This window comes from Sphingomonas sp. BE138 (genome assembly GCF_031456125.1).
Taxonomy (GTDB): domain Bacteria; phylum Pseudomonadota; class Alphaproteobacteria; order Sphingomonadales; family Sphingomonadaceae; genus Sphingomonas.
In genome coordinates this window covers 60,002-77,575 of sequence record NZ_JAVDUC010000002.1, presented here as the reverse complement: position 1 = coordinate 77,575, position 17,574 = coordinate 60,002, and the positions used below count along the sequence as shown (strand labels likewise).

Sequence of the window (17,574 nt, the reverse complement as noted above, 5' to 3'; positions counted from 1 at the left end):
AACGACGACGTTTATCCTCGCGGTACCATTACCTCGATCACGCCCGCCGCGACATGCGCGGTGACCGGCGTGTGCGCCAGCACTTCCCCGTCGATGGAGATCGGCAGCGGTGGATCGGTGCGCACCGTGATCGACTTGCCCGAAAAGCTGACGGTATCGTGATGCCGCTCGCTCCGGCCCAGAAAGCTGTACGCCCAGTTGCGCACCAGCCGGCGCTTGTAATGCCCCCGCACCGCCTGCACGACGATCTCGCCCGACGCGATGCCGGCCTCGTCCACCACCCAGGTGCCGCCATGATAGGGACCGTTCGAGATCCGCACCTCGACCACGCGCAGCTTCTTCTCGCCCTCGCCATTGTCGACGTAGAGCGTGAACGGCTTGAAGCGTGTCAGCTGATACCCCGCCCAGCCGAGATAGCCGACGCGCCCCAGCACCTTCTTCAGATTGTGCGGCACCGTCTCGGCGATCTGCGGGCTCAGCCCCATCGCCGCGCAATTGGCGAAATAATCGTCGTCGATCATGCCGAGGTCGATCCGTTTCGCCACCCCGTCGCGCAGCACGTCGATCGCGCCGTCGATATCAAGCGGAAGGCCCAGCGAACGCGCAAAGCTGTTGGCGGTGCCGAGCGGCAGGACGCCGAGGATGACGTCATGCCCGACCAGCAGGTCGACCAGCCCGCTGATCGTCCCGTCGCCGCCGCCCAGGATGACGAGGTCGGGCTTCTTCTCCAATGCCTTCCGGACGGTACGGTCGAGGTGTTTCGGATCCTTGACTGCGTAGGGCGTGACGCCGAACGGCAGGTCGCGCAGCCGGCGACATGCGCGCTTGAACAGCTTGCGGCCGCGACGCGACCGCGCGTTGACGATCAAGGCGGCGGAGCGAATTTCTGTCATGCGCCGCTCAACGCACGAGCACGCGTTCCGCCTCCGTAACGCTTGCATGGGCGCGCCGATTGCGGGAAAGCGCCTTTCCATGCACGCCGCTTACCCCGCGCTGCGCTTGCGCCGCACCCGTGCCGCCGCCTGGAGCCGCCGGCTTCATGCAGAAACTGTCCTCACCCCGGCAGACCTGATCTGGCCGCTGTTCATCACCGAAGGCCGCGATGTCGAGGAGCCGATCGCCGCGCTGCCGGGGGTGTCGCGCTGGTCGGTCGACCGGATCGTGGCCCGCGCGAAGGAGGCGCACGCGCTCGGCATTCCGTGCCTGGCCCTGTTCCCGAACACGCAGGCCGGACGTCGCAGCGATGACGGTGCCGAGGCGCTGAACCCCGACAATCTGATGTGCCAGGCATTGCGCGCGATCCGCGACGCGGTGCCCGACATCGGGCTTCTGACCGACGTCGCGCTCGATCCCTATACGACGCACGGGCACGACGGGCTGGTCGACGAGCGCGGGTATGTGATGAACGATGCGACGGTCGAGGCGCTGGTCGAGCAGGCGCTCAACCAGGCGCGGAGCGGGTCGGACGTGATCGCGCCCAGCGACATGATGGACGGCCGCGTCGGTTTGATCCGTGCCGCGCTGGAGCGCGAAGGCTTCGTCAACGTGCAGATCATGGCCTATGCCGCCAAATACGCCTCGGCCTTCTACGGGCCGTTCCGCGATGCGGTCGGCAGTCGTGGGCTGCTGAAGGGCGACAAGACCACCTATCAGATGGACCCGGCCAACGCCGAAGAGGCGTTGCGGGAGGTCGCGCTCGACCTTGCCGAGGGGGCGGATAGCGTGATGGTGAAGCCGGGGCTGCCGTATCTCGACATCGTCGCGAAGGTGAAACAGGCGTTTGCGGTACCGGTCTTTGCCTATCAGGTATCGGGCGAATATGCGATGATCGAGGCGGCGGTGGCCGCCGGTGCCGCGGATCGCGACAAAATAACACTCGAAACTCTGATGGCGTTCAAGCGCGCGGGCTGTTCAGGCGTGTTAACGTACCATGCGCCGCTCGCGGCGCGGTTGCTGGGCGCGTGATCCGCACCGAGCGGTTGATCCTGCGCCCGCCGGTCGCCGGCGATCGCCCCGCACTTTACGCGATGTGGGGGGACCCGCTGGGCATGGCCGACCTGGGCGGTGCCAAGGACAAGGCGGCCTGCGCGGCGACGCTCGCGCGCCATGCGGGTTATGCGCCGCTCGGCTTCGGCGTCGTCGAGCGATGCGCGGACGGCCGCGTCGTTGGCCATGTCGGCCTGAAGCCGGGCGCACCCGACACGCCGATCGTCGGGCTGCTGGAGATCGGCTGGATCGTCGCGCGCCCGTTCTGGGGCAGCGGCTATGCGCGCGAGGCGGCGCAGGGCTGGCTGGACTGGGCGTGGGCCAATCGCGCGGAGCCGGCGGTGTATGCGATCACCGCGCGGCGCAACGTCGCGAGCCGACGCCTGATGGAGCGGCTGGGCATGCGGCACGTGCCGGCGATGGACTTCTTACACCCGGCGCACAGCGACGACCCCGACCTGGCGGACAGCGTCACCTATCGAATCGACCGGCCGTGATCGACACCGAACGGTTGGTGTTGCGCCCGTGGCGCAGCCACGACGTGGCGCCGTTCCATGCGATGGGACAGGATGCGGAGGTGATGCGCTACCTGGGCGCGGCCACCACGCTGGCCTGGGCGCGCGCGATGGCGAGCGAGCAGAACGAGAGCGCCGAGCGATCCGGCCGGTGCTTCTGGGCGGTGGAGCGGCGCAGCGACCGCGCCTTCATCGGCTTCTGCGGGGTCGAGCCGGGACCGGCGGGCAGCCCCATCGCCGGCATGGTGGAGATCGGCTGGCGGTTGGCGCGCACGGCCTGGGGGCAGGGACTGGCGTCCGAGGCGGCGCGCGCCGTGCTCGCCGCGGAATGGGCGCGCGGCACCGACCATGTCGTCGCGGTCACCGCGATCGGCAATCGCCGCAGCCGCGCGGTGATGGAGCGGCTGGGCATGGCGCGGGTGCGCGGCGGCGACTTCGATCATCCCGATCTCGCCGCGGACAGCCCGCTGCGTCGCCATGTCCTGTATCGCATCGGCTGCCCCGACAATGTCTGATGCCGCGCAGAAGGGCGTCGCGCCGCGCGGGCTGTTCGTCGCGACGATCCTGACCGGCGCGTTCCTGCTGTTCCTGGTGCAGCCGATGATCGCGCGCATCGCGCTGCCGCGGCTGGGCGGCGCGCCGGCGGTGTGGAACTCGGCGATGCTGGTCTATCAGGCGCTGCTGCTGGGCGGGTACGGCTATGCGCATCTGCTCGGGCGAATCGCGCCGCGCCGGCAGGGCATGGTGCATCTGGGGGTGCTGGTCGCGGCCGCCGCGTTCCTGCCGATCGGGTTGAGCGACCGGGTGCTGCCCGCCGGTGCCGAGCCGGCGGTGTGGGTGCCGTACCTCTTCGTCGTCTCGATCGGGCCGCTGTTCTTCGCGGTCTCGGCGCAGGCACCGCTGATGCAGCGCTGGTACGCGAGCGGACGACCGGCAGGAGACCCTTATCCGCTGTATGCCGCCTCGAACCTGGGCAGCTTCGCGGGGCTGATCGCCTTTCCGCTGCTGGTCGAGCCGTTGCTGAGCGTGACGCGCCAGCGCTGGCTGTGGAGCGCGGGCTATCTGGTGCTGATCGTGCTGGTCGCCGCCTGTGCGCGCCACCTGCCGCCGGGGCGCGAGCCGGCGCGCGAACAGGCGCTGGGTCCGCCGCCGCGACGCGGGCGCGTGGCGCGATGGATCGCACTCGGCTTCGTGCCGTCGGGAATGATGCTGGCGACCAGCACCTTCGTCAGCACCGATCTGGTCGCGATGCCACTGCTGTGGGTGATCCCGCTCGCGCTGTACCTGCTGAGCTTCTCGATCGCCTTCGCCGCACGCCGCGGCGCGGCCGACCTGCTGACGAGCAGTGCACCGGTCACGATCGTGCTGTTCGGCGGAATCATGATGGGCGGCTTTGCGGAACGCGCGACCTTCAGCGCAGTGACGGCGCTGATCCTGCTCTTCATGATCTCGGTCGCGCTGCACACGCAATTGTATCGCCTGCGCCCTGAGCCGGCGCGGCTGACCGGCTTCTATCTCGCGATGTCGTTCGGCGGCGCGCTGGGTGGCGTGTTCGCCGGGCTGATCGCCCCGACGCTGTTCGACTGGACGTGGGAATATCCGCTGCTGATCCTGGCCGCGGGGGCGCTGGTGCCGCAGACCTATCTCACGATCGGGCTGCGTGCGTTCTGGCACCGGCGGGGCATGACGGTGGCCGGCGCGGCGTTGATCGTCGGGATCTTATGCCTGGCGATGCTGGTCATTTCGCGGCAGCCGGAGGGGTTTCGCGAGGTCCGGCATCCCGGCGTGATCTTCACCGCGGTGGCGCTCGGCGGGCTGGTGTCGCTGGGCGCGCGCGTGCCGTACCTGCTGGTGCTGGCGAGCGGCCTGCTGCTGTTCGGCGGGGTGCGTTCCCTCTCGCTGTCGCTGGAGCCGGGTGCGCGGGTGCGCAGCTATTTCGGCGTCTATACCGTTTCCGACGATGCGCGGCGCCGCACGCTGATCCACGGCACGACGCTGCACGGGGTCCAGCTGACCGGCACGCCAGCGCGCGAGCGGACACCGACGACCTATTACACGCCCGAGTCGGGAGTCGGGCACGTGATGCGCGCCGCTTCGCTGGTATTCGGGCCGGGCGCGCGGATCGGCGTCGTCGGGCTGGGGACCGGGACCCTGGCCTGCTACGCGCAACCGGCGCAGCACTGGACCTTCTACGAGATCGACCCGGCTATGGCGGCGCTGACCAGCGCGCGGCGCTTCACTTTTGTCGCCGATTGCGCGCCGCAGGCGCGGATCGTGCTGGGCGATGCGCGATTGTCGCTGGAGCATGCCGCGCCGGGCAGCCTCGACGTGCTGGCGCTGGACGCGTTTTCGTCGGACGCGGTGCCGATGCACCTGCTGACGCGCGAGGCGTTCGCGGGCTATGCGCGCGTGCTGGGGCGCAACGGCGTGCTGGCGGTGCATATCTCCAACCGGATCGTCGACCTGCGCCCCGTCGTCGCGGCGGCGGCGCGGGCGGGCGGGTGGCAGGCGCTGATCCTCGATCATCGCCCCTCGTTGCTGCAGGAAGAGGAGACGCCGTCGTCATGGGTGGTGATGACGCGCGACCCGTGGACGCTGGCGCTGGTCACGGGTGAGGATGCGGCGTGGAAGACATTGCGCCAGCGGCCGGGCTTTGCCGCGTGGAGCGACGATTACGCGACGATCCTGCCGCTGCTGCGCTTCTGAGGCGCGGCCGTCACGCGCCGGGCAACGCGGCGCCGAGCGTGTCGATGCGCGTGGTCTGCGAACGCGCGGTCGCGCGCGCCGCCGCGAGGGCCTGGTCGAGCGCCGGGTAGGCCGGCTGCAACGCCGCGGCGCGGGTGCGCGCCAGTTCGTCGAGCGCATCGATCGTGTCGCCATAGGCGGAACGCAGCGCATCGAGATCGGCGATCGCGGTCTGGGCGGCGATCCACGCATCGCTGCCGACCTTCGCACCGCGCGCCGTGCGCACCAGCGTGTCGGCACGTGCCGCCGCGCGGTCGAAATCGCGCGCGGCGGTGGTGCGTTGCTGCGCATTGGCAGCGAGCGTTGCATCGAGCGCGGCATCGGGGCCGGCAGGCGCGGCCGGGGGCGGTGCCGGCTCCTCGAACCCGAGCTTTTCGACCGGGCGCGGTGCGAGCGAGGGATAGACGGTCGGATCGCTCGCACAGGCGGCGACGAGCGACAGCGAAGCGAGCGGGGCGAAGGGGCGGCGCATCTTTTTTGCCTAGGGCCACGAAAAAAGTGGCGCAATGCCCTTGCGCCCATCCGATTCGCCGCGTAACAGCGCCGCTCCACAGGGCGCCCGTAGCTCAGCTGGATAGAGCATCAGACTACGAATCTGAGGGTCGGACGTTCGAATCGTTCCGGGCGCGCCACTTTCTCCACGGAGGAAGTGAGTGGACTTGAAGGGGCAGCGCAAGCTGCCCCTTTTCATTTGGCAGCATCGCGACACTGTTCTTCGACGGCGCGACGATTGTTCGACGCGGCGTGTCGAACCGCTGCTTCGTCTTCGCCGGGCGCTCATGACAGCCGCCGTGACTTTATCGGTGTCCCGGGCCGCACATACGCTGCGGTTGAATGGCGCGCCTGCCTTTGCGCGACGATATGCAATCACGAGGCGCCGCGGGCTCCGTTCTCAAATCGAGTTCTCGCGGGTGGGGGCTGGCGGGCCGTCGACGATCGTCAGTCATCCGCACGTTCGTTGCGCGCCTTTTCAGATCCGTCGCGCAGCCAGTAGGCGAGCCGCTCCCGCGCCTGCCGACAGCCGCATGATCCGCTGGCAACGTGTCCGGGATCGTCGGAACTCGTCGCCGCCGCGGGGTGATCTCGCATGTTGCTGTCTGCGGACCGCCTGGCCAGAGACGGCCTGCCACCGGAAAAAGACCGCGGCATCCGGTCGGGAGCCGCGGTCTTCGTCGTGTCGGCGGGGCGTGTTTATTCGGCGGCGACGCCGGCGCGCGCGAACATGTCGCCCATGTCGCCGGGCTCCTCGTTCGCGGCGGCGGTGGCGGTCTTCGCCTTCTGGCGCTTGTCGAAGCTGTCCCAGACGTCGTTCCACTGCCCGCGGGTCGCGGCCTTCGAATATTCGGTCGCGCGCGTCTCGAAGAAATTGGCGTGCTCGACGCCGTTGAGCAGCGGGGTCAGCCAGGGGATCGGGTGCTCGTCGATCATGTAGATCGGGCGCAGCCCCAATTGACCCATCCGCCAATCGGCGATGTAGCGGATATACTTCTTGATGTCCTTGGCGGTCATGCCGTTGACCGGCCCCATCTCGAACGCGAGGTCGATGAAATTGTCCTCGAGGCGGATCGTCGTCTGGCACACGTCGGCGATGTCGTCCTTCACCGCCTTGGTCAGGCACTGCCGCTCCGCGCAGAAGGTGTGGAACATCTTGATGATGCCCTCGCAATGCAGGCTTTCGTCGCGCACCGACCAGGTGACGATCTGCCCCATGCCCTTCATCTTGTTGAAGCGCGGGAAGTTCATCAGCATCGCGAAGCTGGCGAACAGCTGCACGCCCTCGGTGAAACCGCCGAACATCGCCAGCGTGCGCGCGATATCCTCATCGCTGTCGACGCCGAAGTTCTGCATGTAATCATGCTTTTCCTTCAGCTCGGCATATTCCAGGAAGGCGCCGTATTCGCTTTCCGGCATGCCGATCGTGTCGAGCAGATGCGAGTAGGCGGCGATGTGCACCGTCTCCATGTTGCTGAACGCGGTCAGCATCATCTTGATCTCGGTCGGCTTGAACACGCGGCCGTATTTCTCGTGGTAGCAGTCCTGCACCTCGACGTCAGCCTGGGTAAAGAAGCGGAAGATCTGCGTCAGCAGGTTACGCTCGTGATCGGTCAGCTTCTGCGCCCAGTCGCGGCAATCCTCGCCGAGCGGTACTTCTTCGGGCAGCCAGTGCAGCTGCTGCTGGCGCTTCCAATATTCGAACGCCCACGGATATTCGAAGGGCTTGTACTGCTTGGACGCCTGAAGAAGCGGCATGGGTTTACTCCGGAAGACAATATGCGGTTCAAAGACGGTCGGGAAGTGATCAGGTTTCCAGGCTCCAGCGCCACATGGCCCAAGCCGACATCGCCAGCACCACGCCGCCCGACAGCGCCATGATCCCGACCATGCGATAGACATAGACGCGTGCCGGACCCTGCGGCACGCGCAGCTGCCACAGCAACCACGCGCCCGACCCTGCGAAGACGGCGGCGACCGCGAACATGATCGCTGATTCGAGCGGCACCGTGTCGATCATGCGACCAAAGCCGCCGCAGCGCGTTTGCCGCCCGAACCCAACCAAGGAGAAGCACGATGGTCGACGTCAGCCAGATCAAGGAACATGCCGAAGTCGTCGGCGCGGACGGCGTGCACGTCGGCACCGTCGATCACGTCGAGGGCGACCGTATCAAGCTGACCAAGAACGATTCGCCGTCCACGCAGGACGGGCAGGGCGCCAAGCACCATTACATCCCGGTCGGGCTGGTCGCCGAGATCGAGGGCGAGACGGTGCGTCTGTCCGCGACCGCGCAGAACGCGCAGGACATGTTCGAAGAGGCCGAATAAGCCCTTCGCCGCGAGACCGGGCGACCGGCCGCGCACGACGACCCCGGCCGCCGAAGGGCGCGCCGGGGTTTCGTTTGCCTGCCGTGGCGCGCTGCGCTTCATCTGCCCGAGCCGTCCTTTACGATGTTCCGACGGCGGTCCGCCGAGTCACGAGATGGTCGCCGCCATATTACGCGATGCACGGCGGATACGCTACAGGTTGTGGGCGCCCAACCCGCGAAATACCAGATCAGCGGCTTTGCGCCGCGAGATCGGGGTATTTGTCAAGGATCGCGCTGGCGACGCCGTTGGTCCAGCCGAAGCCGTCCTGCACCGGATACTCGCCGCCGCCGCCGGGGGTGCGCGTCTCGACGTTATACTTCTCGAGCATCTTGCCGGTTTCCGCATAGGCGGCAGAAACCGTGCCCATCCAGCGTCGTGCGATGTCTTTCGCCGTCTTGTCATCACCATAGCGCGACAGGCCGGCGATCGCCACCCATTGCAGCGGGGCCCAGCCGTTCGGTTCGTCCCATTGCTGACCCGTTTGCACGGTCGTGGTGCGCAATCCGCCTTTTGCCAGCAGGTTACGGCGGGTGGTGTCGGCGACCGCGGCGGCCTGCGCTGGAGAGGCCATGCCGACGAACAACGGCTGGAGCGTCGCGGCGCTGAGCGACGATGTCGTTGATCCGGCGCGGAAATCCCAATCGGCGTAGCGGGACTGGGCGGGGTGCCAGAGGTAGCGGTCGATCGCGGCGCGGCGGCGGGCCGCCATGGCACTGAAATCGCGGGCGCAGGCGCGATCGGCGACCGCTGCGCACCCCGACGCGATGCGGCGTTCCATGGCCCAAATCAACGCGTTGAGGTCGACCGGCACGATATCGGTGGTGTGGATCGTGGCGAGCGTGCGGCCGTCGCGGAGCCAGCGCGAGGAGAAATCCCAGCCGCTTTCCGCGCCCGCCCGGAGGTCGCGAAACACCGCCGCGGGCGCACGCGGTGCCGCGGCAGCGGCGGAAATACCATCCTCGGTGTAGCTTTCATCGCGAGGAGTGTCGTTGTCATCCCAATAGCGGTTCAGCAGGGATCCGTCCGGCATCCGTACCACGCGCGCACACGCTCCCGTGCGGTCGAGGCAGTCGGCACCGGCCATCCAGTACCGATGCTCCCGCCGCAGCGCGCGCAGGCGCCGCGCCGCGATCGCGGGTGCCGGGCGCGCCGACAGGTCGAGCATCAATGCGAAGTACGGCGGCTGCGACCGGCCGAGATAATAGGTGCGGGTGCCGTTGGGGATGTGGCCGTAGCGTTCGATTAGCGCGGTGAAATTGTCGAGCATCGATTCGACCAGCGCGCCCTGTCCGTCGGCGCGCAGCCCGAGCATCGTGAAATAGCTGTCCCAGTAATAGATCTCCTGGAAGCGCCCGCCGGGCACCACATAAGGCGCGGTCAGCGGCAGCGCCGAGCCACCCGGCACGGCCGGCGCGGGCTGCCGCACCAGTTGCGGCCACAACGCACGGACATGCGCGCGGACGTCGCCGCGGTCGTTCTCGCCGCGGACGATGAAGTTGGCGAGCACGAACGCCTTGAGCGCGGCCCCGGTCGGGCGCTGCCGCCGGTAGTCGGCGAGGATCGCGGCCGGATCGCGGCGCGGTACGGCATCGGCGAAGGTCTTGCCGTCCGGAAAGACGCGCGCCTGCTGCACGGCGACGAACAGCGGGCCGTACAATCGCGCCGGCGACGGCGGAGTGGCTGCGGCGAGCAGCAGCGCGGCGAGCGCGGCGAGCGAGGAACGAAGGAATGGCATGACGGCACCCGGAACGTGATCGGGTGCGCACGCTACGGCATTTCTCGGCCGGATTCGATCGTCACGCGTCGTTGGAACTCACGACGGGAGTATGGCGCGGCACGTGCGGGAAGGTCGCGTCAGAACGGCCGTTCGCCGCGGTAATTGCCGGCGTTCTTGTAGCGGCAGACCAGCACGTCCTCGTCACGGCCGCGCGACAGTGCGCACCCGACCTGGACCGTGTCGCGCCACATCACCTGCGTATAGTGGCCGACGTCGGCGACATGGCCGGTGGTGCTGTTGTTGGGGAAGGCACCGGGCTTGAAATAGCGCTTCTCGCGGATCCAGCCGTCGACCATCGCCTCGGGCGAGTAATAGCCGCGCGTGCCGGCCCACAGATTCTCGCCCTCCGGGTCCATGCGGCGCTCCGGCGCATGCTCGAAACGGCCGCTGGTGGCGAGGTACTGGCCCCACGCGTGCGCGGATTCGACCAGCTCCGGGTTCCAGCGCAGCGGCGGGATGCCCAGCGCCGCGCGCTCGGCATTGTGCGCGGCGAGCACGCGCGCGTCGAAGGTGTTCGAATAGCTGGCCGCGCCCGTCACGAACGGGGCGGCGAGCAGCGCGGCGAGCGCCGCGAACATTGGGCGGCGGCGCGGCGCGGAATGCGACAAGGAGCGCGGCATGACCGGGTAACCTCTTCCTGATGACCAGGAAAAATTACCGTGACCGCTCCTTACCGGCCGTTAGCGAATCTGGTTAGGGCGTCTTCACACTTGTGGCGGAGAGGTGTTCCGGACACGCGCTTCGACAAGCCCAGCACGAACGGGGATAATCGGGCGCCGCATTCGCCACCTGCCCGTCGCGATTGCCGCTTACGCACCCACGATCGTGACGAGGTCGCCGCGCGCGACCTGGTCGAACAGCAGTTGCGCGAAGGCGAGCGGCACGCCGATGCAGCCGTGGGTCGCCGAACCGCGCCGCACCTTGCTGGCGTGGATGGCGACACCGTCGTTGGTAAGCCGCAGCATGTACGGCATCTCCGCATCGTACAGCGAGGACGTGTGCTGGCGCGCGCGCATCAGGATCGGAAAGGTGCCGGTCGGCGTGGGTTTGTGGTCGGTCCCGTACAGGATGACGGCCGAGCCGATCTCATGCCCGTCGCGGAACACCGACACGATCTGCCGCGGAAGGTCGACGCGCACGCGCACCGCACCGGTGGCAGGGACGCCCACATCGTTCCATACGTAGTCGCCGAACTGCATCGGCCGCCGGATGTTGAGCAGGCTGCGCACGCGCAGCCGCTGCCCGCCGGTCATCGGCAGCATCCCCTCGCGCCCGGCCGGGTAGCGGAAGCGGGTGCCGTAGCTGCCGACCGTGGTGGCGGTGGTGGCCGCGTGCGCGGTGGATATCGCGCCGCCGATCACGGCAAGCGCCAGCGCGAGTGCGCCGAACCGGCCGCGGTGCATCATGCGGCGGAGGCGCGCGTCCGCTTGTGACGGCGCACGGCCAGACCGGTGATCGCGAAGCCGAGCAGCATCGTCATCCACGTCGCCGGTTCGGGCACGGCCGGCGCGGGCTCGATCGGCGTGGGCGTCGGAGTCGGCGTGGGATTGGTCACGCCGGGGATGCCGGTGGTCGGCCCGGTGGGGAAGACCGGCGGCGGATTGAACCCGGTCCCTCCGCCGGGCGGCAGCGGCCCGAGCGCACCGGGCGTGACCGGGACGGGCAGGTCGGGGACGAAGCCGGCGGGCGTGATCGGCAGCGCGCCGCCAGGCACGACGCCGATCGGTTCCCGCTCACGCACCCCGCTCAGCACCCGCTCCCCGGGTGCAGCGGGGCCGCGCGGCGGCGGCGCGCTGGCCAGTTGGCGGCGGCGCGGGCCCTTGGCATGCTTCGTCGCGTACAGCGCGCCCGCGGCGCGTTCGCCGGGCGAGCGCGCGGTCATGATCGACAACGGGTCGGGCAGCACCGCCAATGCCGCGGGAAGGTTCATCGCTTCCGCGAACGGCACCGTGCCGCCGACGATCCCCATGCCCGCGTAGCCGCCGATCGCGGCGCCGCCGACGCCCAGCACGGCCGCCGCACGCACCAGCGATGCGCGCGAACCGAAGGGCAGAAGGGAGCGCCAATTCTTCATTCGATGGACCAATCCGCTTTGCGTCGTTTCATGAGGCGAACCAACGCACGACTTGCATTTGCGCCTCACCCCTCATGAGAGTCCAGTGAAATGTTGGACGCCGATCGTCCGGGCGATGCAATACGGGACGACTGTGGCCGTCCTGCCACCGTTGAACGCCGCGCCGGGGCGACGAGGCCGCGTCGATCGAACAATTGATCCAAAGGTTAACGACGCAGGTCAAAAGTTAACGGTTGGACAAAAGTGCTCCCGGTGCTTGGCGACCAGCGCGGTCAGCCATGCCGAAAAGGCCCGAACCCGCCGCAATTGTCGCGTGTCGCGGTGCGTAACGAGCCAGAACGAACGGTGGATCGTCACGTCCGGCATGACGCGCACCAGTTCGGGCATGTCGACGGCGATGAAGTGCGGCAGCACGCCGATGCCCGCCCCGCTGGCGATCAGCCGCGCCTGCGCATTGATGCTGGAGCTGCGCAGCGTCGGCGCGGGTAGCGGACCGATATCGTCGAGGTAGCGCAGCTCCGGCGCATAGAGCAGGTCGGGGATATAGCCGACCAGCGGATGCGCGACCCCGAGCGATTCGCGCGTGACCGGGCCATGACGCGCGACCAGCGTGCGCGCGGCATAGAGGTGCAGCGCATAGTCGGACAGCTTGCCCGCGACGACCGGTCCGTGTCGCGGGCGTGCGAGCAGCACCGCGACATCCGCCTCGCGCCGCGACGGACTGAGGAAGCCGGAACTGGCGGCCAGGTCGACGGTCAGCGCCGGGTGCGCGGCGGCGAATTCGTGGAGGTGCCGGGCGACCAGCCACGTGCCGAACCCTTCCGACACGCTGACCCGCAGCAGCCCGGTGAGCGATCCGGCGCCGCCGCGCGCCTCGACGATCCGTTCGGCAGCGTTCTGCATCTCCTCGACCTGCGCGAGCAGCGCCTCGCCGGCCTCGGTCAGCACCTGTCCCTCGCGGGTCTGTTCGAACAGCGTGTGGCCGAGCCGCGCCTCCAACCGGCGCAGGCGGCGGCCGATCGTGGTGGCGTCGACCCCGACCTGCGCCGCGGCGCGCGCGATCTGCCCGGCGCGGGCGACCGCGAGAAAGTCTTGCAGGTCGTTCCAGGCCAGATTGTCGTGGGGTCGGGGCTGCGTCATTGCAGGTGAGCGTTGCAGATTTGCCCCTTGCCTGCAAACCGCCGGACGCCCACACCGGCCGGGTACATAGGAGAGAGATGCGATGCGCAGCGTCGACCATCATATCGCGGGGACGCGTGCCGTGCCGGCGGCGGCGCGCACCGCGGATATTTTCGACCCCAACACCGGCGCGGTGCAGGCGCGCGTGACCCTGGGCGACGCCGCGACGCTCGATCAGGCGGTGGCGGCGGCGCAGGGCGCGCAGCCGGCCTGGGCGGCGACCAACCCGCAGCGGCGCGCGCGGGTGATGTTCCGTTTCAAGGAACTGGTCGAGGCGCAGATGGACGACCTGGCGCACCTGCTGTCGTCCGAACATGGCAAGGTGATCGCCGACGCGAAGGGCGATATCCAGCGCGGGCTGGAGGTGATCGAGTTCGCGTGCGGCATCCCGCATGTGCTGAAGGGCGAGTATACGCACGGCGCGGGGCCGGGGATTGACGTCTATTCGATGCGCCAGCCGATCGGGATCGGGGCGGGGATCACGCCGTTCAACTTTCCGGCGATGATCCCGATGTGGATGTTCGGCGTCGCGATCGCGTGCGGCAATGCCTTCATCCTGAAGCCGAGCGAGCGCGACCCGAGCGTGCCGGTGCGGCTGGCCGAGCTGATGCGCGAGGCCGGGCTGCCCGAGGGCGTGTTGCAGGTGGTGCACGGCGACAAGGAGATGGTCGACGCGATCCTCGACCATCCCGCGATCGGCGCGGTCAGCTTCGTCGGGTCGAGCGACATCGCGCACCACGTCTATCGCCGCGGCGTGGCGGCGGGCAAGCGCGTGCAGGCGATGGGCGGCGCGAAGAACCACGGCATCGTGATGCCCGACGCCGATCTCGACCAGGTGGTCGCCGATCTGTCGGGCGCGGCGTTCGGATCGGCGGGCGAGCGGTGCATGGCACTGCCGGTGGTGGTGCCGGTCGGTGAGAAGACGGCGGACGCGCTGCGCGAGAAGCTGTTGCCCGCCATCGCGGCGCTGCGGGTGGGCGTGTCGACCGATGCCGAGGCGCATTACGGGCCGGTCGTGAACGCCGCGCATCGCGAGCGGGTGGCGAACTGGATCCAGACCGGGGTGGACGAGGGCGCGGAACTGGTCGTCGACGGGCGCGGCTTCGCGCTTCAGGGGCACGAGCAGGGCTTCTTCATCGGCCCGTCGCTGTTCGATCGCGTCACGCCGGACATGCAGGCGTACAAGGAGGAGATCTTCGGCCCCGTCCTCCAGATCGTGCGCGCGCCCGACTTCGAGACCGCCGTGCGGCTGCCCAGCGAGCATCAATACGGCAACGGCGTCGCGATCTTCACCCGCAACGGGCACGCCGCGCGCGAATTCGCGGCGCGGGTGAACGTCGGCATGGTGGGCATCAACGTGCCGATCCCGGTGCCGGTCGCCTATCATACCTTCGGCGGGTGGAAGCGCAGCGCGTTCGGCGACACCAACCAGCACGGTACCGAGGGCGTGCGGTTCTGGACGAAGGTGAAGACGGTGACGCAGCGCTGGCCCGACGGATCGGCGCTACCCCGCGGCAGCGAGGACGGCGGACCCAGCCGCGTGCAGGATGCGTTCGTGATCCCGACGATGGGGTGATGACGCGATGCGACGGTGGGCGACGATGATGGCGGCGGGGATGGCGGCGGGGATGCTGGCGGGATGCGGCGGCGGCAGTGCCGACTACAACCGCGTCGACGTGCCCGAGCGCGAGGCCGAGGCGCAGGCGGCGATCGAGCGATCGGTGGCGCAGAACGGCGCGGCGACCACCGCGCGTACCGGCGTGCCGATCGCGCGCAGCACGCCGACCGCGGCGCGCGACCGCGCCTTCCCGACCGAGTTCCTGGGTTACTGGGGGGCGGGCGACAACGACTGCGAGCTCGCCAACACCGCCGCGACGGGGCGCATCAACATCGACGCCGACACGATCCGCTTCTACGAAGGCCGCGCGCGCGTGCAGCGCATGGATCGCCGCAGCCCGCAGGAGGTGGTGGCCGACCTGCGCTTCTCGGGCGACGGTCAGGGCGTCTTGGCGCGCGAGACGTATCGGCTGGACGCCGGCGGCACCGCGCTGATCCGTACCGGCGCGACCGCGACGCAGCGCTATCGCCGCTGCTGAGGATGAGAGAATGACCGACCAGTTCGATTTGACGGATGACCAGCGCGAGATCCAGGAACTCGCCCGCCGCTTCACCGCCGACCGGATCACGCCGTTCGCGGCCGAATGGGACGAAAAGCACATCTTCCCGCGCGACACGATCAAGGCCGCCGCCGAGCTGGGTTTCGCGGCGATCTATGTCAGCGAGGAGAGCGGCGGGATCAACCTGGGTCGGCTGGAGGCGGCGCTGATCATGGAGGCGATGGCCTATGGCTGTCCGGCGACCAGCGCGTTCATCTCGATCCACAACATGGCAAGCTGGATGATCGACCGCTTCGGCTCGGCGGAGCTGAAGGCGCGCTACCTGCCCGATCTGGTCACGATGGAGCGGATCGCCAGCTATTGCCTGACCGAGCCGGCGTCGGGCTCCGACGCCGCGGCGCTGCGCACGACGGCGCGGCGGGAGGGCGACCATTATGTCGTCAACGGGACCAAGCAGTTCATCTCCGGCGCGGGCGAGAACGAGATCTACGTCACGATGGTCCGCACCGGCGAGGACGGCGCGAAGGGCATTTCGTGCCTCGTCATCGAGAAGGATATGCCCGGCGTGTCGTTCGGCGCGAACGAGCGCAAGCTGGGCTGGCACGCGCAGCCGACGCGCGCGGTGACGTTCGACAATGTCCGCGTGCCGGTGGAGAACCGCGTCGGCGAGGAGGGCGAGGGGTTCCGCTTCGCGATGGCGGGCCTGGACGGCGGCCGGCTGAACATCGGCGCGTGCTCGCTGGGCGGCGCGCAGCGGTGCCTTGACGAGGCGATCGGCTATACCCGCGACCGCAAGCAGTTCGGCAAGGCGATCGGCGATTTCCAGAACACGCAGTTCATGCTGGCGGACATGGAAACAGAGCTGCAGGCGGCGCGCTACCTGCTCTACGTCGCCGCGGCGAAGGTGACCGCGAACGCGCCCGACAAGACGCGCTTCGCGGCGATGGCCAAGCGGCTGTCGACCGATACCGGATCGAGCGTGGTCGACCGCGCGCTGCAGCTCCACGGCGGGTACGGGTATCTGATGGACTATCCGATCGAGCGCTTCTGGCGCGACCTGCGCGTCCATTCCATCCTGGAAGGGACCAACCAGGTGATGCGGATGATCGTCGGGCGGGAGTTGGTGCGGCAGTAAGATGTGGTCCCTCTCCCCGCGAAGGGACGAGGACGGGAGAGACGATGACGCAGGACCTGATCACCACCGTCGATGGCCCGGTCGGGCGGTTGCGACTCAACCGGCCGAAGGCGCTCCATGCGCTTAACACCGCCATGTGCCAGGGCATCCTCGAAGCGCTCGAACGATGGCGCGGCGACGAAGGCGTGCGCTGCGTCGTGATCGACCATGCCGAGGGCAGGGGGTTCTGCGCGGGCGGCGATATCCGGATGCTGGCGGGCAGCGGGGCGGGTGACGGGGCGGCGGCGCGCGACTTCTTCCGCACCGAATATCGGATGAACCACCGGCTATTCACCTACGTCAAGGATACCGTCGCGTTCATGGACGGGGTGACGATGGGCGGCGGCGTCGGGGTGTCGCAGCCGTGCCGTTATCGTATCGCCACCGAAAACACGCGGCTGGCGATGCCGGAGACCGGGATCGGGCTGTTCCCCGATGTCGGCGGCGGCTGGTATCTGTCGCGGCTGCCGGGGCGGATCGGGCAGTATCTGGCGCTGACCGGCGCGCGGCTCGACGGCGCGGAGGCGCTCGCGCTGGGGCTGGCGACCCATTACCTGCCCGCCGCGCGGGTCGAGGAGGCCAGGGCGCGGATCGTCGCCGCGCCGGAACGGATCGACGCCGCGCTGTCGTCGCTGGCGGGGTCCGCGCCCGAGGCGGGCATCCTCTCGCACCGCGCCGACATCGACCGGCTGTTCGCCAGCGACGATCTGGAGGAGGTGCTCGCCGCGCTGGACGCGGATGCGGGTGAGTTCGCCGCCGACGTCCGTGCCACGCTCGACACCAAGTCGCCGCTGTCGATGAAGGTGTCGCTGAAGCTGCTGAAGGACGCGGCGGGAATGGCGACGTTCGCCGACGAGATGCGGCAGGAATATGCGGTGGCGTGCCGGATCGTGCAGCGACCCGATTTTGCCGAGGGCGTCCGCGCGCTGATCGTCGACAAGGACAATGCGCCGCGGTGGGAACCGGCGCGCGTCGAGGGGGTGAGCGATCATATGATCGACCGCATCTTCGCGCCGCTGCCCGAGGACGAGGCGTGGACGCCGGATTGATGTGGACGGGCGCGCGCCGCGAACGGATGGAGGATGCGGCACGTTCGGGCCGCGCGCTGGTGGCGCGAGATCCCGGCTTTCGCTGGGATGACGACA

18 protein-coding genes and 1 tRNA gene are annotated in these 17,574 nt (G+C 68.9%); 10 read left to right on the top strand and 9 right to left on the bottom strand.

The features are described from left to right. Nucleotides 1-11: 11 nt before the first annotated feature. Nucleotides 12-893: a YegS/Rv2252/BmrU family lipid kinase gene (locus J2Y58_RS03060; protein ID WP_310098539.1), complete on the bottom strand. Its 882-nt coding sequence runs from the start codon at nt 891-893 to the stop codon at nt 12-14. 79 nt (nt 894-972) lie between these two features. On the opposite strand from J2Y58_RS03060, the gene hemB reads away from it, so the two are divergent. Genes hemB through J2Y58_RS03040 form a run of 4 tightly spaced genes read left to right on the top strand, consistent with a single transcriptional unit; the run spans nt 973 to nt 5,207 of the window. Further along, on the top strand, nt 973-1,965 hold the full coding sequence (gene hemB, locus J2Y58_RS03055; protein WP_310098536.1) for a porphobilinogen synthase: 993 nt from the start codon (nt 973-975) through the stop codon (nt 1,963-1,965). After that, the gene (locus J2Y58_RS03050) at nt 1,962-2,483 is read left to right on the top strand and encodes a GNAT family N-acetyltransferase (RefSeq protein WP_310098532.1); all 522 of its coding nucleotides are present in this window, start codon (nt 1,962-1,964) and stop codon (nt 2,481-2,483) included. The genes hemB and J2Y58_RS03050 overlap by 4 nt, the downstream gene beginning before the upstream one ends. Next, nucleotides 2,480-3,016, top strand: a complete 537-nt coding sequence (locus J2Y58_RS03045; protein ID WP_310098529.1) for a GNAT family N-acetyltransferase — start codon at nt 2,480-2,482, stop codon at nt 3,014-3,016. Before J2Y58_RS03050 ends, J2Y58_RS03045 begins: the two co-directional genes overlap by 4 nt. Beyond that, nucleotides 3,009-5,207 (top strand): fused MFS/spermidine synthase, encoded by a 2,199-nt coding sequence (locus tag J2Y58_RS03040; RefSeq protein ID WP_310098526.1) that lies wholly within the window; start codon nt 3,009-3,011, stop codon nt 5,205-5,207. The genes J2Y58_RS03045 and J2Y58_RS03040 overlap by 8 nt, the downstream gene beginning before the upstream one ends. 10 nt (nt 5,208-5,217) lie before the next feature. Here the strand turns inward: J2Y58_RS03040 and J2Y58_RS03035 are convergent, their stop codons facing one another. Beyond that, on the bottom strand, nt 5,218-5,718 hold the full coding sequence (locus J2Y58_RS03035) for a hypothetical protein (protein WP_310098523.1): 501 nt from the start codon (nt 5,716-5,718) through the stop codon (nt 5,218-5,220). Between the two features lie 83 nt (nt 5,719-5,801). Between J2Y58_RS03035 and J2Y58_RS03030 the strand changes: the two genes are divergently transcribed. Further along, a tRNA-Arg gene (locus J2Y58_RS03030) sits at nt 5,802-5,878 on the top strand. A 559-nt stretch (nt 5,879-6,437) separates the two neighbouring features. Here the strand turns inward: J2Y58_RS03030 and J2Y58_RS03025 are convergent. Next, nucleotides 6,438-7,496, bottom strand: coding sequence for a ribonucleotide-diphosphate reductase subunit beta (locus J2Y58_RS03025; protein WP_310098520.1), 1,059 nt, complete (start codon nt 7,494-7,496; stop codon nt 6,438-6,440). A gap of 49 nt (nt 7,497-7,545) precedes the next feature. Continuing rightward, nucleotides 7,546-7,758 carry a hypothetical protein gene (locus J2Y58_RS03020; RefSeq protein WP_310098517.1) on the bottom strand — a complete coding sequence of 71 codons (213 nt, stop codon included), beginning with the start codon at nt 7,756-7,758 and terminating at the stop codon, nt 7,546-7,548. Nucleotides 7,759-7,814: 56 nt separating this feature from the next. On the opposite strand from J2Y58_RS03020, the gene J2Y58_RS03015 reads away from it, so the two are divergent. Beyond that, complete coding sequence (locus J2Y58_RS03015; RefSeq protein WP_310098515.1) at nt 7,815-8,066, top strand: DUF2171 domain-containing protein; 252 nt, start codon at nt 7,815-7,817, stop codon at nt 8,064-8,066. 229 nt (nt 8,067-8,295) lie between these two features. Here J2Y58_RS03015 and treF read toward each other — a convergent pair whose 3' ends face one another. From treF to J2Y58_RS02990, 5 genes are all read right to left on the bottom strand, one after another. Next, nucleotides 8,296-9,843 (bottom strand): alpha,alpha-trehalase TreF, encoded by a 1,548-nt coding sequence (gene treF / locus J2Y58_RS03010; RefSeq protein ID WP_310098513.1) that lies wholly within the window; start codon nt 9,841-9,843, stop codon nt 8,296-8,298. 119 nt (nt 9,844-9,962) lie between these two features. Beyond that, a complete protein-coding gene (locus tag J2Y58_RS03005; protein WP_310098510.1) occupies nt 9,963-10,505 on the bottom strand; it encodes a CAP domain-containing protein in 543 nt (180 codons plus the stop codon). Nucleotides 10,506-10,694: 189 nt separating this feature from the next. After that, on the bottom strand, nt 10,695-11,291 hold the full coding sequence (locus J2Y58_RS03000; protein WP_310098507.1) for a L,D-transpeptidase family protein: 597 nt from the start codon (nt 11,289-11,291) through the stop codon (nt 10,695-10,697). Beyond that, nucleotides 11,288-11,959, bottom strand: a complete 672-nt coding sequence (locus J2Y58_RS02995) for a PEPxxWA-CTERM sorting domain-containing protein (RefSeq protein WP_310098503.1) — start codon at nt 11,957-11,959, stop codon at nt 11,288-11,290. Before J2Y58_RS02995 ends, J2Y58_RS03000 begins: the two co-directional genes overlap by 4 nt. A 219-nt stretch (nt 11,960-12,178) precedes the next feature. Further along, on the bottom strand, nt 12,179-13,099 hold the full coding sequence (locus tag J2Y58_RS02990; protein WP_310098501.1) for a LysR family transcriptional regulator: 921 nt from the start codon (nt 13,097-13,099) through the stop codon (nt 12,179-12,181). A gap of 82 nt (nt 13,100-13,181) precedes the next feature. Between J2Y58_RS02990 and J2Y58_RS02985 the strand changes: the two genes are divergently transcribed. Genes J2Y58_RS02985 through J2Y58_RS02970 form a run of 4 tightly spaced genes read left to right on the top strand, consistent with a single transcriptional unit; the run spans nt 13,182 to nt 17,478 of the window. Then, nucleotides 13,182-14,714, top strand: coding sequence for a CoA-acylating methylmalonate-semialdehyde dehydrogenase (locus J2Y58_RS02985; RefSeq protein WP_310098498.1), 1,533 nt, complete (start codon nt 13,182-13,184; stop codon nt 14,712-14,714). A 7-nt stretch (nt 14,715-14,721) separates the two neighbouring features. Further along, a complete protein-coding gene (locus J2Y58_RS02980) occupies nt 14,722-15,234 on the top strand; it encodes a hypothetical protein (protein ID WP_310098496.1) in 513 nt (170 codons plus the stop codon). Between the two features lie 10 nt (nt 15,235-15,244). Further along, a complete protein-coding gene (locus J2Y58_RS02975; RefSeq protein WP_310098494.1) occupies nt 15,245-16,390 on the top strand; it encodes an acyl-CoA dehydrogenase family protein in 1,146 nt (381 codons plus the stop codon). 44 nt (nt 16,391-16,434) lie between these two features. Continuing rightward, nucleotides 16,435-17,478, top strand: coding sequence for an enoyl-CoA hydratase/isomerase family protein (locus tag J2Y58_RS02970; protein WP_310098490.1), 1,044 nt, complete (start codon nt 16,435-16,437; stop codon nt 17,476-17,478). Nucleotides 17,479-17,574 lie beyond the last annotated feature (96 nt).

What these genes read in the sequence shown, in the direction of transcription:
- J2Y58_RS02985 (WP_310098498.1), top strand. Translation starts at nt 13,182, where the DNA reads ATGCGCAGCGTCGACCATCATATCGCGGGGACGCGTGCCGTGCCGGCG.
- J2Y58_RS03000 (WP_310098507.1), bottom strand. Translation starts at nt 11,291, where the DNA reads ATGATGCACCGCGGCCGGTTCGGCGCACTCGCGCTGGCGCTTGCCGTG.
- J2Y58_RS03020 (WP_310098517.1), bottom strand. Translation starts at nt 7,758, where the DNA reads ATGATCGACACGGTGCCGCTCGAATCAGCGATCATGTTCGCGGTCGCC.
- J2Y58_RS02995 (WP_310098503.1), bottom strand. Translation starts at nt 11,959, where the DNA reads ATGAAGAATTGGCGCTCCCTTCTGCCCTTCGGTTCGCGCGCATCGCTG.
- J2Y58_RS02975 (WP_310098494.1), top strand. Translation starts at nt 15,245, where the DNA reads ATGACCGACCAGTTCGATTTGACGGATGACCAGCGCGAGATCCAGGAA.
- J2Y58_RS03005 (WP_310098510.1), bottom strand. Translation starts at nt 10,505, where the DNA reads ATGCCGCGCTCCTTGTCGCATTCCGCGCCGCGCCGCCGCCCAATGTTC.
- J2Y58_RS03035 (WP_310098523.1), bottom strand. Translation starts at nt 5,718, where the DNA reads ATGCGCCGCCCCTTCGCCCCGCTCGCTTCGCTGTCGCTCGTCGCCGCC.
- J2Y58_RS03060 (WP_310098539.1), bottom strand. Translation starts at nt 893, where the DNA reads ATGACAGAAATTCGCTCCGCCGCCTTGATCGTCAACGCGCGGTCGCGT.
- J2Y58_RS03025 (WP_310098520.1), bottom strand. Translation starts at nt 7,496, where the DNA reads ATGCCGCTTCTTCAGGCGTCCAAGCAGTACAAGCCCTTCGAATATCCG.
- J2Y58_RS03015 (WP_310098515.1), top strand. Translation starts at nt 7,815, where the DNA reads ATGGTCGACGTCAGCCAGATCAAGGAACATGCCGAAGTCGTCGGCGCG.
- J2Y58_RS02970 (WP_310098490.1), top strand. Translation starts at nt 16,435, where the DNA reads ATGACGCAGGACCTGATCACCACCGTCGATGGCCCGGTCGGGCGGTTG.
- treF (WP_310098513.1), bottom strand. Translation starts at nt 9,843, where the DNA reads ATGCCATTCCTTCGTTCCTCGCTCGCCGCGCTCGCCGCGCTGCTGCTC.
- hemB (WP_310098536.1), top strand. Translation starts at nt 973, where the DNA reads ATGCACGCCGCTTACCCCGCGCTGCGCTTGCGCCGCACCCGTGCCGCC.
- J2Y58_RS02990 (WP_310098501.1), bottom strand. Translation starts at nt 13,099, where the DNA reads ATGACGCAGCCCCGACCCCACGACAATCTGGCCTGGAACGACCTGCAA.
- J2Y58_RS02980 (WP_310098496.1), top strand. Translation starts at nt 14,722, where the DNA reads ATGCGACGGTGGGCGACGATGATGGCGGCGGGGATGGCGGCGGGGATG.
- J2Y58_RS03040 (WP_310098526.1), top strand. Translation starts at nt 3,009, where the DNA reads ATGTCTGATGCCGCGCAGAAGGGCGTCGCGCCGCGCGGGCTGTTCGTC.